Source organism: Streptomonospora arabica, assembly GCF_039531585.1.
Classification (GTDB): Bacteria; Actinomycetota; Actinomycetes; order Streptosporangiales; family Streptosporangiaceae; genus Streptomonospora; species Streptomonospora halophila.
This window is the reverse complement of sequence record NZ_BAAAQI010000001.1, coordinates 516743-529411: the sequence shown is the minus strand read 5'-3', so window position 1 is coordinate 529411 and position 12669 is coordinate 516743. Positions and strand designations below refer to the sequence as shown.

At 73.4% G+C, this 12669-nt stretch carries 13 protein-coding genes and 1 tRNA gene; 4 read left to right on the top strand and 10 right to left on the bottom strand.

Annotated elements, in window-relative coordinates; genetic code table 11:
• Window positions 1-4 precede the first annotated feature (4 nt).
• The gene (locus ABD284_RS02310; RefSeq protein WP_344140429.1) at window positions 5-337 is read right to left on the bottom strand and encodes a hypothetical protein; all 333 of its coding nucleotides are present in this window, start codon (window positions 335-337) and stop codon (window positions 5-7) included.
• A gap of 148 nt (window positions 338-485) precedes the next feature.
• Between ABD284_RS02310 and ABD284_RS02305 the strand changes: the two genes are divergently transcribed.
• The 4 genes from ABD284_RS02305 to ABD284_RS02290 all read left to right on the top strand — a co-directional run bounded on the left by ABD284_RS02305 (window position 486) and on the right by ABD284_RS02290 (window position 3381).
• Window positions 486-561: transfer RNA gene (locus tag ABD284_RS02305), tRNA-Asn, on the top strand.
• A 551-nt stretch (window positions 562-1112) separates the two neighbouring features.
• Window positions 1113-2222, top strand: coding sequence for a helix-turn-helix domain-containing protein (locus tag ABD284_RS02300; protein WP_344140427.1), 1110 nt, complete (start codon window positions 1113-1115; stop codon window positions 2220-2222).
• Window positions 2219-2755, top strand: coding sequence for a PIN domain-containing protein (locus tag ABD284_RS02295; RefSeq protein WP_344140425.1), 537 nt, complete (start codon window positions 2219-2221; stop codon window positions 2753-2755). The genes ABD284_RS02300 and ABD284_RS02295 overlap by 4 nt, the downstream gene beginning before the upstream one ends.
• Window positions 2756-2898: 143 nt before the next feature.
• Complete coding sequence (locus ABD284_RS02290; protein WP_344140422.1) at window positions 2899-3381, top strand: NUDIX hydrolase; 483 nt, start codon at window positions 2899-2901, stop codon at window positions 3379-3381.
• A 440-nt stretch (window positions 3382-3821) separates the two neighbouring features.
• Here the strand turns inward: ABD284_RS02290 and ABD284_RS02285 are convergent, their stop codons facing one another.
• The 9 genes from ABD284_RS02285 to pcaB all read right to left on the bottom strand — a co-directional run bounded on the left by ABD284_RS02285 (window position 3822) and on the right by pcaB (window position 12586).
• Complete coding sequence (locus tag ABD284_RS02285; RefSeq protein WP_344140420.1) at window positions 3822-4706, bottom strand: SAM-dependent methyltransferase; 885 nt, start codon at window positions 4704-4706, stop codon at window positions 3822-3824.
• Between the two features lie 170 nt (window positions 4707-4876).
• The gene (locus tag ABD284_RS02280) at window positions 4877-5350 is read right to left on the bottom strand and encodes a thioesterase family protein (protein WP_344140418.1); all 474 of its coding nucleotides are present in this window, start codon (window positions 5348-5350) and stop codon (window positions 4877-4879) included.
• Window positions 5351-5369: 19 nt separating this feature from the next.
• Complete coding sequence (locus ABD284_RS02275) at window positions 5370-6326, bottom strand: 3-hydroxyacyl-CoA dehydrogenase NAD-binding domain-containing protein (RefSeq protein ID WP_344140767.1); 957 nt, start codon at window positions 6324-6326, stop codon at window positions 5370-5372.
• 150 nt (window positions 6327-6476) lie between these two features.
• A complete protein-coding gene (locus tag ABD284_RS02270) occupies window positions 6477-7376 on the bottom strand; it encodes a beta-keto acid cleavage family enzyme (RefSeq protein WP_344140416.1) in 900 nt (299 codons plus the stop codon).
• Window positions 7373-8245: a TetR/AcrR family transcriptional regulator gene (locus ABD284_RS02265; protein ID WP_344140766.1), complete on the bottom strand. Its 873-nt coding sequence runs from the start codon at window positions 8243-8245 to the stop codon at window positions 7373-7375. The genes ABD284_RS02270 and ABD284_RS02265 overlap by 4 nt, the downstream gene beginning before the upstream one ends.
• 298 nt (window positions 8246-8543) lie before the next feature.
• Window positions 8544-9722 carry a 4-hydroxybenzoate 3-monooxygenase gene (locus ABD284_RS02260; protein WP_344140413.1) on the bottom strand — a complete coding sequence of 393 codons (1179 nt, stop codon included), beginning with the start codon at window positions 9720-9722 and terminating at the stop codon, window positions 8544-8546.
• A gap of 274 nt (window positions 9723-9996) precedes the next feature.
• A complete protein-coding gene (gene pcaC / locus ABD284_RS02255) occupies window positions 9997-10392 on the bottom strand; it encodes a 4-carboxymuconolactone decarboxylase (RefSeq protein ID WP_344140411.1) in 396 nt (131 codons plus the stop codon).
• A complete protein-coding gene (gene pcaD / locus ABD284_RS02250; RefSeq protein ID WP_344140409.1) occupies window positions 10389-11210 on the bottom strand; it encodes a 3-oxoadipate enol-lactonase in 822 nt (273 codons plus the stop codon). Before pcaD ends, pcaC begins: the two co-directional genes overlap by 4 nt.
• Window positions 11207-12586, bottom strand: a complete 1380-nt coding sequence (pcaB, locus tag ABD284_RS02245; RefSeq protein ID WP_344140408.1) for a 3-carboxy-cis,cis-muconate cycloisomerase — start codon at window positions 12584-12586, stop codon at window positions 11207-11209. The genes pcaD and pcaB overlap by 4 nt, the downstream gene beginning before the upstream one ends.
• Window positions 12587-12669 lie beyond the last annotated feature (83 nt).

Genomic DNA, 12669 nt, shown 5'->3' with positions numbered 1-12669 from the left:
GGGATCAGCGGCGGCCGGAGTCGGAGCCGTTCAGCCCGCTGCCCCGCACAGCGCCGTCCGGGCCGGTGCCGCTCAGCTCCGCGGCCTCCTCGTCGGTGGGCCGGGCCAGGAAGTCCTTGAGCGAGGAGACGGGCATGCGCTCGGCCACCTTGCCGTACACGGCCTTGCCCGCCCCGCTGACCTGAGCGCCGACGACCCCGGCGGTCTCCTGCACGGCCGGGCTCTCGGCAACCCTCCGGGCCGCGCGGACGATCTGCTCGTAGCGTGTCTTGCCCGCCTTGGCCCCCAGCACGTAGCCAACAGCGAGTCCGGCAGCGAACGTGATCCGGTAGCGCATAGGTCCCTCTTCCGTCGACGGTGCCGCCCTGCCCCCTGACGCTACCCCCTTGCGCCCGGAAAACCTGTCACGAGCACACCTGCGTATGCGCTAGTCTAGTCGTGTCGCCGCGGCGGGGAACGCCCTGCCAGCAGGCGTCAGGGTCCGATCCCGCGTAGCTCAATCGGCAGAGCAGCCGGCTGTTAACCGGCAGGTTACTGGTTCGAGTCCAGTCGCGGGAGCCAGAGACGCACTACTAGAACCCGTTCCCAAACGGTTAACCCCTGGTAGCACGTCCACGGCATCAGTCCACACAGGCCCCTTTCCCGTCTGGGAGAGGGGCCTGTTGGCGTTCTGCGGGCTTGGTGCGGCGTGAGCCGCTCCCGCACCGGCCTCGCCCCTCGTGCGCGCGCTCTGTGCGAGGGCTTGCAGGAACGGATTCGTTCGGATTGAGGTCGGTGACCAGGAGCGTGTCACCGCGTAGGAGGTCCGCTCCGGACTCCTCGGCGATGAAGCGATCCCAGCGCGTTTCCCCCAATCCGCCGCTACTTCCGGCAGCGGCAGGTTACCGATGCCGTTGAGTAGATCCACAACGGCGGGCAGGTCGGGCGATCCAGGGGGCACCCACGGCCCTCGTCACGGCCGAGTCCGACGGCGGCACCCTCGGGGATCTGCGTGCGGCGGCACTGTCTTCGCAGGTGGGCATTGAGGACGGCGTGCGACCAGGGGGGCTTGGGCGGTGGCCTGCGCGGTGGTGGTCCTGCTGATGCCGTTAACAACGCCTTCCGGTTGTGCGATGATCGCACATATGCAGGAGGAGCTGAGCTGGGCGCTGATCGGTGAGCGCGTGCGGGTGGGGCGGGCGGCGGCCGGGCTGTCGCAGCAGGCGCTCGCCGACGCGATCGGCCTTGAGCGGAGCATGGTCTCCAAGCTGGAGAAGGGGGACCGGCGGGTCGACGCTGTCGAGCTCACGCGGATCGCGCGTGCGCTTCACTGGCCCCTGTCCTCCTTCCTCGACCCCGCTCCCGAGGTCGTCTCGCGCCGCTCCGCGCTAGCCGAGGCCGCCAGCTCGGGAGACAGCGACGCCGCCCGGGAGGCGCACCGGGCCGAAGCCGTGCTGTCGGAGTGGCTGCGTGATGTGCGGCAGTTGGTCGACGACGGTTTTCTGCGCGTCCCGCGGCTGCTGCGCTGCCGGCAGCGGGTGACCGACGTCGACGGAGCGCGGCGCGCCGCGGGGTGGCTGCGTGGCGAGCTGGGGCTCGGAGAGGGGCCTGTCGACTCGGTCGCGGACGTGTGCGAGCGGGCCGGGCAGTTCGTGGCGGTGGTGCCCCTCCGCACCGAGGGCGCGTCTCTCGTCGACGGCGAGATCGCGGCGGCCGTGGTAAGCGGCGACCAGGCGCCGGGGCGCCGCCGGAGCACCGGAGCCCACGAGCTGGGCCACATGGTGCTCGGCGACGAGTTCTCCAGTGACCTGGGCGTGCACGCCTCCCGCGAGGAGCGGGAGAGAGCCGTCGAGGCGTTCGCCGCCGAGTTCCTGCTCCCCGGTGGCTGTGTGAGCCCGGTGGGCGAGGAGGCGGACGAGGAGGCGCGTCGCGAGGCGCTCGTCCGGGTTTCGGCCACCTACCGGGTCTCGTGGACGTTGGCGGTCACGCAGCTCAGGCGCACCGGCGGTGTGGGCTGGGACGAGGCGCGCAGGCTGCGGGCGTGTACACCGACCGACGTTGAGTTCAGAGACGCCCTGGGGTGGAAGCCGCAGCCGGATCTGGCCTCGGTCCGCGTCCCGCCGCGCTACGCCTCGGCGGTGGTCGCGGCCTTGCGTGCGGCGGCGATCACGCCCGCGCGGGCCGTCGAGATGATGCGCGGTCAGGTCACCACCGAGGACCTCACCGAGGAAGCCGCAGATTGACCTCGTCCGACCCCCTGCTCTTCGACGCCTCCCCATTGCTCCACTCCGCCAAGGCGGACCGGCTCGACGTCCTGGGAAACCTGGTCCGCGGATCCGTCTCGGTGACAACGCGCGCGGTCGTCGAGGAGGTGGCCCGCAACGACGCCGCGGCGGCCGCAGCCGTGCGCGCGGCCGGGTGGATGTCGGTCGTCGACTGCGACACGCTGCCGATGCTCGCCGCCTTCAGCCGGTGGGGAAGGCGCATGGGCCTGTCCGACGACCACAACATCGGCGAGACCACACTGTGCGCCTACGCCGAGTGCCACGGCGGCACACTCGTCATGGACGACCGCTACGCCCGGAGAGTCGCCGAGAGCCACGGATTGGCCGTGCGGGGGACGGCCGGTCTGGTCGCCGACGCGTGCCGACGCGGTGACTGCACGGTCGCCAACGCCTCCGTGCTCCTCGACGCGCTCCGTGAGACGGGGATGCGGCTTCCGTTTCCTCGCGGCGGGTTCGAGCCGTGGGCGAGGGACGAGAAGCTGATCGACTAGGGCGCCGGACCGGGCGCTGAGGTAGCTGGCGGGGTTGTGCCGGAATGCCGGTCCGGGGATCGGCCTGACGCTACCGCGAGTCGGTGCCTCATGGGGGTGTGGACGTGGTTCGGCCGAGGGGAGAGGAAGGGGAGAGGAGGGGTATGGCGAGAACGAGTGCCGGGTTGCTGCTGTATCGGCGCGGTGACGGGGCGGTCGAAGTCCTGCTCGGGCATATGGGCGGGCCCTTCTGGGCGAAGAAGGACGAGCACGCCTGGTCGGTGCCCAAGGGGGAGTACACAGCTGAGGAGGAGCCGCTGGCGGCGGCGCTGCGGGAGTTCGCCGAGGAGCTGGGGCGGCCCGCGCCGGCGGGCGAGCCGTTCGTGCTGGGCGAGGTGCGCCAGTCCGGCGGCAAGACCGTCAGCTGCTTCGCGCTCGAAGGCGACTTCGACGCCACCCGGATCGAGGGGAACACCTTCGAGATGGAGTGGCCGCCGCGTTCCGGGCGGACGGCGGAGTTTCCCGAGATCGACCGCGCCACGTGGTTCGGGCTGGAGGAGGCGCGGACCAAGCTGGTCAAAGGGCAGGTGCGGTTCCTGGACCTGCTGGAGGCGGCGGTCGGCGGCGCCTCGCGGGCCGACGCGTAAAGGCGCGGGTGCCTGGGACGCCGCGTCCGTGAACCGGGAGATGGCGGCTGTTCCTGCTGTCCCCGCGGGGCCGCGGCGTCGGTGATAGCCGGGCCGTCCTGGCGTGGATGGGCGGCCGGTGGCTGTGCGTGCCGGTATGCGCGGTGTCGGCGGTGCGGAGCTGCGGCGGCGAGTCGGGGAAGCGGCGGCTGCGCTTGCTGCCTTCGTGGAGCCGCGGCGTCGGTCGCGACGGGTGGTTGGGCGCCGAAGCGTGCGCGCGCCGACTTCCCCGCGCGCGCCGCGGTTCCGGCGCGGCCGGGCATCGAGCACCGGGCACCGGGCACGGGACGGCACCCCCGGGCGGACAGCCAGGACAGGGGCGCGTCCGGCTCCGGCGCCGGGTCCCGTCGGCAGGGTGCCGGGGCCCCGGGACGCCGGCGGGGCCGCGCTGCGGGGCGGAGTCAGGGCTTGACGGCGATACCGCCGACGATGAGGTTCTCGTTGCGGGGCGGCATGGTGTAGGTGCCGATGGACTTGGCGTCCGGGGGGAGCGGGCGCCACCGGTTCAGCGTGACGAGGCCGGGCTCGACCAGGCGCCAGTCGCCGAAGTACGAGCGGATCTGCTCGGGGCTGCGCCACATGCCGGTCTTCAGCCGCTCCAGGAAGGCGGCCTGCAGGCGCCGGGCCCGCTCGGAGTCCTCGGGGAGCTGTGCGGGGTCGGGCTCGCAGAAGTGGCTGATCACCAGGCAGCTGCCCGGTGCCAGCGCGTCGCGCAGCTGCCGGGCGATGCCGTCGGGGTCCTGCTCGTCGCCGAGGTGGTGCAGGATGCCGCCGAGCATCAGCGCGAGGGGGCGGCTGAGGTCGATCAGCCCGGTGCGCTCCGCCTCGGCCAGGACCTCCTCGGGCCGGGTCAGGTCCTTGCGGATGACCAGGGTGGTGTGGTTGTCGGCGAGCAGCGCCCGGGCGTGCGCCAGCACGATCGGGTCGTTGTCGACGTAGACCACGTGCGCTTCGGGCATGGACTCGTGGGCGATCTCGTGCACGTTGCCGTCGGTGGGCAGACCGGAGCCGATGTCCAGGAACTGGCCCACCCCCCGCTCGGAGGCGAGGTAGCGGGTGGCCCGCTGGACGAACGCCCGGTTGCCCAGAGCGAGGTCGGTGACGCCGGGGACGACCGATTCCGCGTAGTTGGCCATCTCCCGGTCGGCTTCGAAGTGGTCTTTTCCGCCCAGATAATACGAATAGACCCGGGCGATACTCGCCTTCTCGGTCTTGATGTCGGGGGCGATCGGGTTGTAAGCATCGCCGGCGCGCTTCATGAACTCCGGGGACTCGAAACGGGGCATCGCCATCCTCTTCAGGGGGGAAGTCGGCCGATGGTTCTCGGAGTCTATTCCGTCGAAGTGGCGCCGGTCACCACGTCACCGCATTCGGTGAGGTAATCGGACCGAATTGCCCTTGCGTCGTTCGCCTCCGCGCCCGCACCCGTCCCCGGCGCCCCCGCCGCCCCCGGATGTCAGCCGATCGCGCGGCCCGCGTAGTCGGGCGCCTCGCCCACCGCCGCCGCCAGCCGCTCGGCCACGGCTTCGGGGAAGGGCACCGTCGACTGCGTCTGCTGGTCGACGTGCAGCGCCATCAGCTCCTCGGTGGCGCGGAGCCCGCCGTCCAGCCACATCTCGTGGCACAGCCGGACCTTCTTCGCGCCGACCGCGACCACGCGGGTGCGGACCTCGACCTCGCTCCCCTCGCCGACCTCGCGCAGGTAGCGGACGTGGGCCTCGACCGTGTACAGCGACCGCCCGGTCTCGCGCCGGTAGTCGGGCCCCAGGCCGACGCGCTCCATCAGGCCGTCGGTGGCGAACCCGAAGATCAGCACATAGTAGGCCTCGCTGAGGTGCCCGTTGTAGTCGATCCACTCCGGCGCCACCCGCTGCCGCAGCACGGCCGCGTACCCGCCGCCGTCGGGCGCCGTCGGCGCCGCCGCCGTCATCGGCCGGCCTCCGCCGCCGTCATCGGCCGGCCTCCGCCGCTTCGCGCTCCTCCTCGGCGTCGACCTCGGCCAGCGCGCGCATGACGGCGATCAGCCTGCGGTCGCGCTGGGCGATGAGGTCGGCGGTCGAGCGCCCGGAGACGACCTCGTCGGTCTCGCGCACCATCGCGTCCCGCAGTTCGGCGGTCAGTTCGGGGGATTCCAGACGCGTCCACGGTGCCTTGAGCGACGGTCCGAAATGGTCGAGCATGTGCGCCATCCCGCCTTCGCCGCCGGCCATGTGGAAGGTCAGGCACGGCCCGAAGAACGCCCACCGCAAGCCGGGTCCGGCGGTCATCGCGAGGTCGATCTGCTCGGCGGTGGCCTCGCCGTTGTCGACCATGTGCAGCGCCTCGCGCCAGGCCGCCTCCTGGATGCGGTTGCCGATGAACCCGGGCAGCTCCCGGTCCATGGTGATCACCGACTTGCCCGCCGCGCGGTAGAACTCCGCGGCCCACTCCACCGCCCAGGGTGCCGTGGCCTCGCCGCCCACGACCTCCACCAGCGGCACCAGGTAGGGCGGGTTGAACGGGTGGCCCACCACCAGCCGCTCCGGGCGGGCGGCCTTGACCTGCATCTCGGTCATCGAGTAACCGGAGGTCGAGGAGGCCACGACGACGTGCTCCGGCGCGGCCGCGTCGATCTCGGCCAGCAGCCCGATCTTCACCTCCAGCCGCTCGGGCGCGCTCTCCTGCACGAAGTCGGCGCCGGCGACCGCCTCGGCCAGCGTGGCGACGACGCTGAGCCGGTCGGGGGAGGCGCCCTCGGCCAGGCCCAGCCCGGTCAGCGCGGGCCACGCGGCGTCGACCAGCCCGCGCAGGCGCTCCTCGGCGTCCTCGGCCGGGTCCCAGGCCACGACACGGTAGCCGCGCGCCAGGAAGTGCGCGACCCAGCCGCCGCCGATGACGCCGGCACCCACGCACGCCACGGTGCGCACGGCTTCGGGGTCGGCCGCGGCCCCGGGGCGCTGCGGGTCGTGTTGGAGGGTGTTCTCGGTGTACTCGGTGTTGTCGGGGAGCACGAAAGCCCTTCGTCGTCAGCGGTGAACGGGTGCGGCGGGGGAGGCGTGGCGGGGGATAGGGAGGCGTTAGCGGGCGCTGCGCAGCTTGAGCTTGGTGCGGGCCTCGTCGGGCGTGCACACGCGCGCGCCGAGCGACTCGATGATCCCGGCGGCCTTCTCCACCAGTTGGGCGTTGGTCGCCTTCACGCCCCGGCTGAGGTAGAGGTTGTCCTCCAGGCCGACGCGCGCGTGCCCGCCCAGCAGGATCGACTGCGCGACCCAGGGCATCTGCATCCGCCCGATCGCGAAGCTGGCCCACTGCGATCCCTCGGGCAGCAGGTTGACCATGGACTGCAGCACACCCGGGTCGGCGGGCGCGCCGTAGGGGATGCCCGTGCAGAGCTGGAACATCGCCGGGTCGTCGATCAGCCCTTCGGCGTGCATCCGCTTGGCGAACCACAGCTGGCCGGTGTCGAAGATCTCCAGCTCGGGGCGCACGCCCAGCTCCTGGATGCGCTTGGCGCCGGCGCGGAGCATGTCGGGCGTGGAGACGTAGACCAGGCTGCCGTCGCCGAAGTTGACGCTGCCGCAGTCGAGCGTGCAGATGTCGGGCAGCAGCTCCTCGACGTGGGGCAGCCGGTCCAGGCCGTTGACCAGGTCGGTGCCTTCGGCGGCGTCCAGCGGGTCGTCCTGGCCGATGACCAGGTCGCCGCCCATGCCCGCCGTCAGGTTGACGACGATGTCGGTGCCGGTCTCCCTGATGCGCTCGACGACCTCGCGGTAGAGCGCGTTGTCGCGGGAGGGCGCGCCGGTCTCGGGGTCGCGCACGTGGATGTGCACCGCGCTCGCGCCGGCCTCGGCGGCCGCGACCGCCGACTCGGCGATCTGGGCGGGGGTCACCGGCACGTGCTCGCTCTTGCCGACCGTGTCGCCGGCGCCGGTCAGCGCCGCGGTGAGGATGACGTCGGTGTTCATGGTCTCGTTCACTGGTTCGTGACTCCTTCGATGCGGGTCGCGACGAACTCGCGCAGGGTCTCGCGCATGCGCTGCACGGTCCGCCCCGGGCGCCGGGTGAGGACCTGGATGGCCAGGCCGTCGATGAGCGCGGTGAGGTGCGTGGTCGTCGCCTCGGTGTCGACGTGGCGGAAGACGCCTTGGGCGACGCCGTCGCGCAGGGTCTGGGCGATGGTGTCGTGCCAGCGCTGGTAGTAGCCGGCGTGCAGTTCGCGCAGATGGGGGTGGAGCGTGGACTCGGTCCACACCTGCATCCAGATCGACCACTCCAGCGTGAGGTGGCCGGGGTTGGGCAGCTGCAGCTCGATGAGCCGGTCGAGGCGCTCGCGTGCGTCGGGGATGCTGTGCAGCACCGCCACCTGCCGGTCGAACGCCTGCTTGGCCGAGGTGCGCAGCGCCTCGTCCAGCAGGTCGCGCAGGGTGGGGAAGTGGTAGTGGATGGTGGCGCTGGAGGTGCCGCAGGCGCGTGCGATGTCGGCGGTGCGCACGGAGTGGTAGCCGTTGGCGGCGATGAGCTGCCAGGCGGCCTCGATGATCTGGCGCCGCCGGTCGCCCGATCCCGACCGCGGCGCGGGCACGGCGGCCCCGTCCGGGCCGGGGGACTGCTGGCCCGGGGGGATGGCCACGACGGTGGCCGCGTCGTCGCGGCCGTTGAGCAGCCAGTTCACCGTGACGTCGGCGGTGTCGGCGATGCGGATGAGCTCTTCGGCGGAGAAGCGCCGGATGCCCTTGAGCGACTTGGAGAGCTTGGAGGGCTCCAGCCCCATGGTTTCGGCGAATTCGCGCTGGGACCGCCCTGAGAGCAGGACGAGCTCGCGGACCCGCTGGCGCAGGCCCGCCATCGGGTCCGGCCCGCCGCCGACGTCGATCGAGTCGCTCACGGTCGGCGACGTTACCAGGGCGCTCGCGATAATCGCAACGCCGGACCCCGGTGGACGTGGGAAAGTGCGATCTTGGCTGACTCAATATTCAGTTGATGCGGCCGAACCGCCGCGGTCTGCGCGGCCCGCGGACGAGTCGCGGCTCAGCCCGGCGCATCCCGCTTGCCGCCCCGGGGCGGGCGGTCGGCGCCTCCGCGCGCCCCGGCGCCCGCGCCGCGCCGCCGCTGCCGCGCGGGTGCTGCGCGCGCCTGCGCGGCGGTCAGACCTCGGGCAGGCCGGTGTAGTTCTCGGCCAGCTGCGCGGCGGCCGGGCGGCACGCCGCGATGTGCTCCAGGTAGGACCGCTGCATCCGGTTGTCGAACGGCGTCGCCGCCGGGTCGGTGTGCATCAGCGACGTCATCCAGTACGAGAAGTGCTCGGCGCGCCACACCCGCCGCAGCGCGGTGTCGGAGTAGGCGTCCAGTCCGGCGGTGTCCCCCTCGGCGTATCGGCGGCGCAGGCCCTCGGCCAGCAGCATCACGTCGCGCATCGCCAGGTTCAGCCCCTTGGCGCCGGTGGGCGGCACGATGTGCGCGGCGTCCCCGGCCAGGAACAGCCGCCCGTGGCGCATCGGCTCCGTGACGAAGCTGCGCATCGGCGTGATGCTCTTGTCGGTGATCGGGCCGGTGCCCAGCTTCCAGGCGCCGTCGGCGAGCTCGAAGCGCGCGGCCAGCTCCGACCAGATGCGGTCGTCGGACCACGCCGCGGTGTCGGTCTCGGCGGGCACCTGCAGGTAGAGCCGGCTGACCGTCTCCGAGCGCATGCTGTGCAGCGCGAACCCGCGCTCGTGGCGGGCGTAGATCAGCTCGTCGCAGGAGGGCGGCACGTCGGCGAGGATGCCCAGCCAGGCGAAGGGGTAGACCTTGTCGTAGGTGCTGACGACCTCCTCGGGCAGGCTGGTGCGCCCGATCCCGTGGAAGCCGTCGCAGGCCACCACGTAGTCGCACTCCAGCACGTCCTCGTCCCCCTCGGGAGAGGCGAAGCGGACGCGCGGCCGCTCGGACTCGACGCCCTCGACCGCCGTCGCCTCGGCCTCGAAGAGGATCTGCCCGCCGTCGGCCAGGCGCCGGGCGATCAGGTCCTTGACGATCTCGGTCTGGGCCCAGATCATCACGTGGCGGCCGGTCAGGTCGGGGAAGTCGATGCGGTGGCCGCGCCCGTCGAACCGCAGCTCGATGCCATCGTGGCGGAACCCCTCGCGGTCCATCCGCCGGCCCAGCCCCGACTCGCGCAGCGCCTCGGCCACGCCGTGCTCGACGACACCCGCGCGCTGGCGCCGCTCGCAGTAGTCGCGGTCGCGGCGCTCCAGCACGACCGAGTCGACGCCGTGCAGGTGCAGCAGGTGTGACAGGAACAGGCCGGCGGGGCCTGCTCCGATGATGGCGACTGTGGTGCGCATGATCGGGTCCGCGGCGCGCCGGAGGGTCCGGTCGTGCGGGGACCGGGCCGTCGCGCCGCTTTCCTCCCTTCTAAGAGAAGCAGGAGAAGCAGGAGAAGCAGGAGAACAGGAGAAGCAGGAGAACAGGAGACGGGAGACAGGAGAAAGCGGGTGGGGCGTTGTTCACGGCCGAGCGCAAAGGCGCCCGCCGAATCCGGTGCGGCAGCAGCGGCGGGCCGCGGCCGAAGGCGGGGTGTGCCGGCGGCGGGACGGGGACGGCGGGCGGGTCCCATCCCTAGTTCCCGTTCTGTTCCCCGAGCTCGTCCAGCACGCGCTGGGCGATGCCGAAGGCCTTGTTGGCCGCTGGGACGCCGCAGTAGATCGCGGCCTGCAGGAACACCTCGGCGATCTCGTCGCGGTCGAGCCCGTTGCGTACGGCGGCGCGCACGTGCATGCCCAGCTCGTCCCAGTGGCCCTTGGCGGTCAGGGCCGTGAGCACCATGCAGCTGCGCGTGCGGCGGTCCAGGCCCTCGCGGGTCCAGATCTCGCCCCACGCGTAGCGGGTGATGAGGTCCTGGAACGGCTCGGTGAACCCCGTCTTGGCGGCTTCGGCGCGGTCGACGTGGGCGTCGCCCAGCACCTCGCGGCGCACCCCCATCCCGGCGGCGCGGCGGGTCTCGTCGGTACTCATGTGCTGTTCTCCGTTGCGGTTCGCGGTCCGTCGCCGGGTCCGCCGCCCTCGGGCCCGGCGGCGCCGAAGTGGTCGAGCAGCAGGGCGTCGACCTCCTCGGCGCACTCCCAGCTGGCCAGGTGCGCACCGCCGTCGAGCACGTGCAGGCGCGCGTCCGGCACGGCCGCGGCGATCCGCCCGGCGTGGTCGGGCGGGGTGGCGGGGTCCTCGGATCCGGCGACGACCAGGGTCGGTGCGGCGATGCGCGGCAGCACGGGCGGCAGGTCCATGCGCTCGATGGCGGTGCAGCAGCCGGCGTAGCCCTCGTCGGAGGTGCCGGCCACCATGGCGCGCATCCGCTCGACGAGCCGGGGACGCCCGGCGGCGTAGCCGGGCGTGAACCACCGCTGCACGACGCCGTCGGCGACCGCTCCGACGCCGCGGTCGCGCACCGTGGCCGCGCGCTGACGCCATCCCTCGCGCTCCAGCTCCGCGGAGGTGCACAGCAGCGCCAGCCGGTCGACGCGCTCGGGCGCGTGCGCGGCCAGCCACATCCCGGTCATCCCGCCCAGCGACAGTCCGGCGAAGTGGGCGCGCTCGGCACCGAGGCGGTCGAGGAGCCGCAGCACGTCGCCCCCCAGGTCGGCCAGGCTGTAGGGGCCGGGGGGCGCCGGAGAGCGGCCGTGCCCGCGGGTGTCGTAGGCGACGACGCGGAAGCGGCCGGCCAGCGCCTCGACCTGGGGCCGCCACATCTCCCGGGTGCTGCCCAGCGACCCCGACAGGACGAGCAGGGGCGCATCGGGCGGCCCCTGGACGGCATGGTGCACCTCGACGCTCAATCCGTCCTCCCTCCGTTGGACTCGGTGGCTGCGGCGCGGTGGGCGGCCAGCGCCTGTTCGACCATCGCGGGCGCCGACCCCAGGTAGCCGGCCGGGTCGAGCAGCGCGTCGACCTGACCGCGGTCGCGGAGGCCGTCCAGGTGGGCGGCGAGCACCTCCGCGAGGTCCCGGCCGCTCCGCGCCGCCTCCGCACAGGCCTCGCGCACCTTCTCGTGCGCCTGCGCCCGGCCCAGCTCGGGGGCAAGATCGGTGGTGACACGCTCGGCCATGGGGAAGCCGCCGGTGGCGGCCAGGTTGGCCCGCATGGCCTCGGGCCGCACCGCGAGCCGCTCCAGCGAGGTGTCCAGCCAGGCGGCGGCCGACCCCGTCGCCTCCAGCAGCCGCGACAGCGCCGGCCACTCGGCGTGCCAGGGCCCGGCCGCCCGCTGGTGCTGCTGCACCTGGGCGGCGAACAGCGTCGAGACCAGGCCGGGCGCCTGCTCGGCGCAGGCGGCGGCCGAGACGGCGGCGATCGGGTTGCGCTTGTGCGGCAGCGTCGACGACCCGCCCACGCCCGCGCCGGCGACCTCCTCGACCTCGCCGACCTCGGTCTGGGCCAGCAGCACGACGTCGCCGGCCGCCTTGCCCGCGGCGCCGCACACCCGGCCCAGGGCGGCCGCGACGTCGGCCACGCGGCCGCGCTCGGTGTGCCAGGGCAGGTCCGGCTCGGCCAGCCCCACCTCGTCGGCGAAGGCCGCGACGACCGCCGGGCCTTGGGCGCCGAGGGAGGCCAGCGTGCCGGCCGCACCGCCCAGCTGGGCGGCGGCCCGCCGCTCCAGCACGCCGGCCAGGTGCCGGGCGGAGTCCTCAAGCCCCGCCAGCCAGCCCGCCGCCACCAGACCGAAGGTGGTGGGCAGCGCCTGCTGGAGCAGGGTGCGCCCGGCCATCACCGTCTCGCGGTGCTCGTCGGCCAGTGCGGCCAGCCGATCGGCCGCCGAGCCGGCGTGCCCGGCGATGACCGCGCCCGCCCGCCGGCTGACGAGCATCGCCGCGGTGTCCATGATGTCCTGGCTGGTGGCCCCGTAGTGGATGCGGTGGGCGGCGTCCCCGCCCACCTGCCGGGTCAGCTCGGCCACCAGCGGCACCACCGGGTTGCCCGAGCCGGCCGCGGCCGCGCCCAGCGCGTGGGCGTCGAAGTTCTCCGGGACGCAGGCGGCGGTGATCGCCGCCGCGTGGTCGGAGGGCACGAGACCCACCCGGGCGTGGGCGCGGGCCAGCGCCGCCTCGGCGTCCAGCAGCGCACGCAGCCACGCCCCGTCGCCGGTCTCGGCGCCGATGCCGCCGCGGCCGAAGATTCCGCCGTAGAGGCCGCCGACCGCTCCGTCGTCCTCGCTCACGGGTCCTTCCCTTCTTCCCGCCGCCGCGCCGCCCGTACCCCTCCGCGGGCGGCGCGGCGCGCGTGTCCGCCTGCCTGCTCGCC

Bases quoted from the DNA above. Each gene is read 5' to 3' on its own strand.
- ABD284_RS02290 (WP_344140422.1), top strand. From the start codon at position 2,899: ATGGCGAGAACGAGTGCCGGGTTGCTGCTGTATCGGCGCGGTGACGGG.
- pcaC (WP_344140411.1), bottom strand. From the start codon at position 10,392: ATGAGTACCGACGAGACCCGCCGCGCCGCCGGGATGGGGGTGCGCCGC.
- ABD284_RS02285 (WP_344140420.1), bottom strand. From the start codon at position 4,706: ATGCCCCGTTTCGAGTCCCCGGAGTTCATGAAGCGCGCCGGCGATGCT.
- ABD284_RS02280 (WP_344140418.1), bottom strand. From the start codon at position 5,350: ATGACGGCGGCGGCGCCGACGGCGCCCGACGGCGGCGGGTACGCGGCC.
- ABD284_RS02310 (WP_344140429.1), bottom strand. From the start codon at position 337: ATGCGCTACCGGATCACGTTCGCTGCCGGACTCGCTGTTGGCTACGTG.
- ABD284_RS02260 (WP_344140413.1), bottom strand. From the start codon at position 9,722: ATGCGCACCACAGTCGCCATCATCGGAGCAGGCCCCGCCGGCCTGTTC.
- ABD284_RS02265 (WP_344140766.1), bottom strand. From the start codon at position 8,245: ATGGCGGGCCTGCGCCAGCGGGTCCGCGAGCTCGTCCTGCTCTCAGGG.
- ABD284_RS02300 (WP_344140427.1), top strand. From the start codon at position 1,113: ATGATCGCACATATGCAGGAGGAGCTGAGCTGGGCGCTGATCGGTGAG.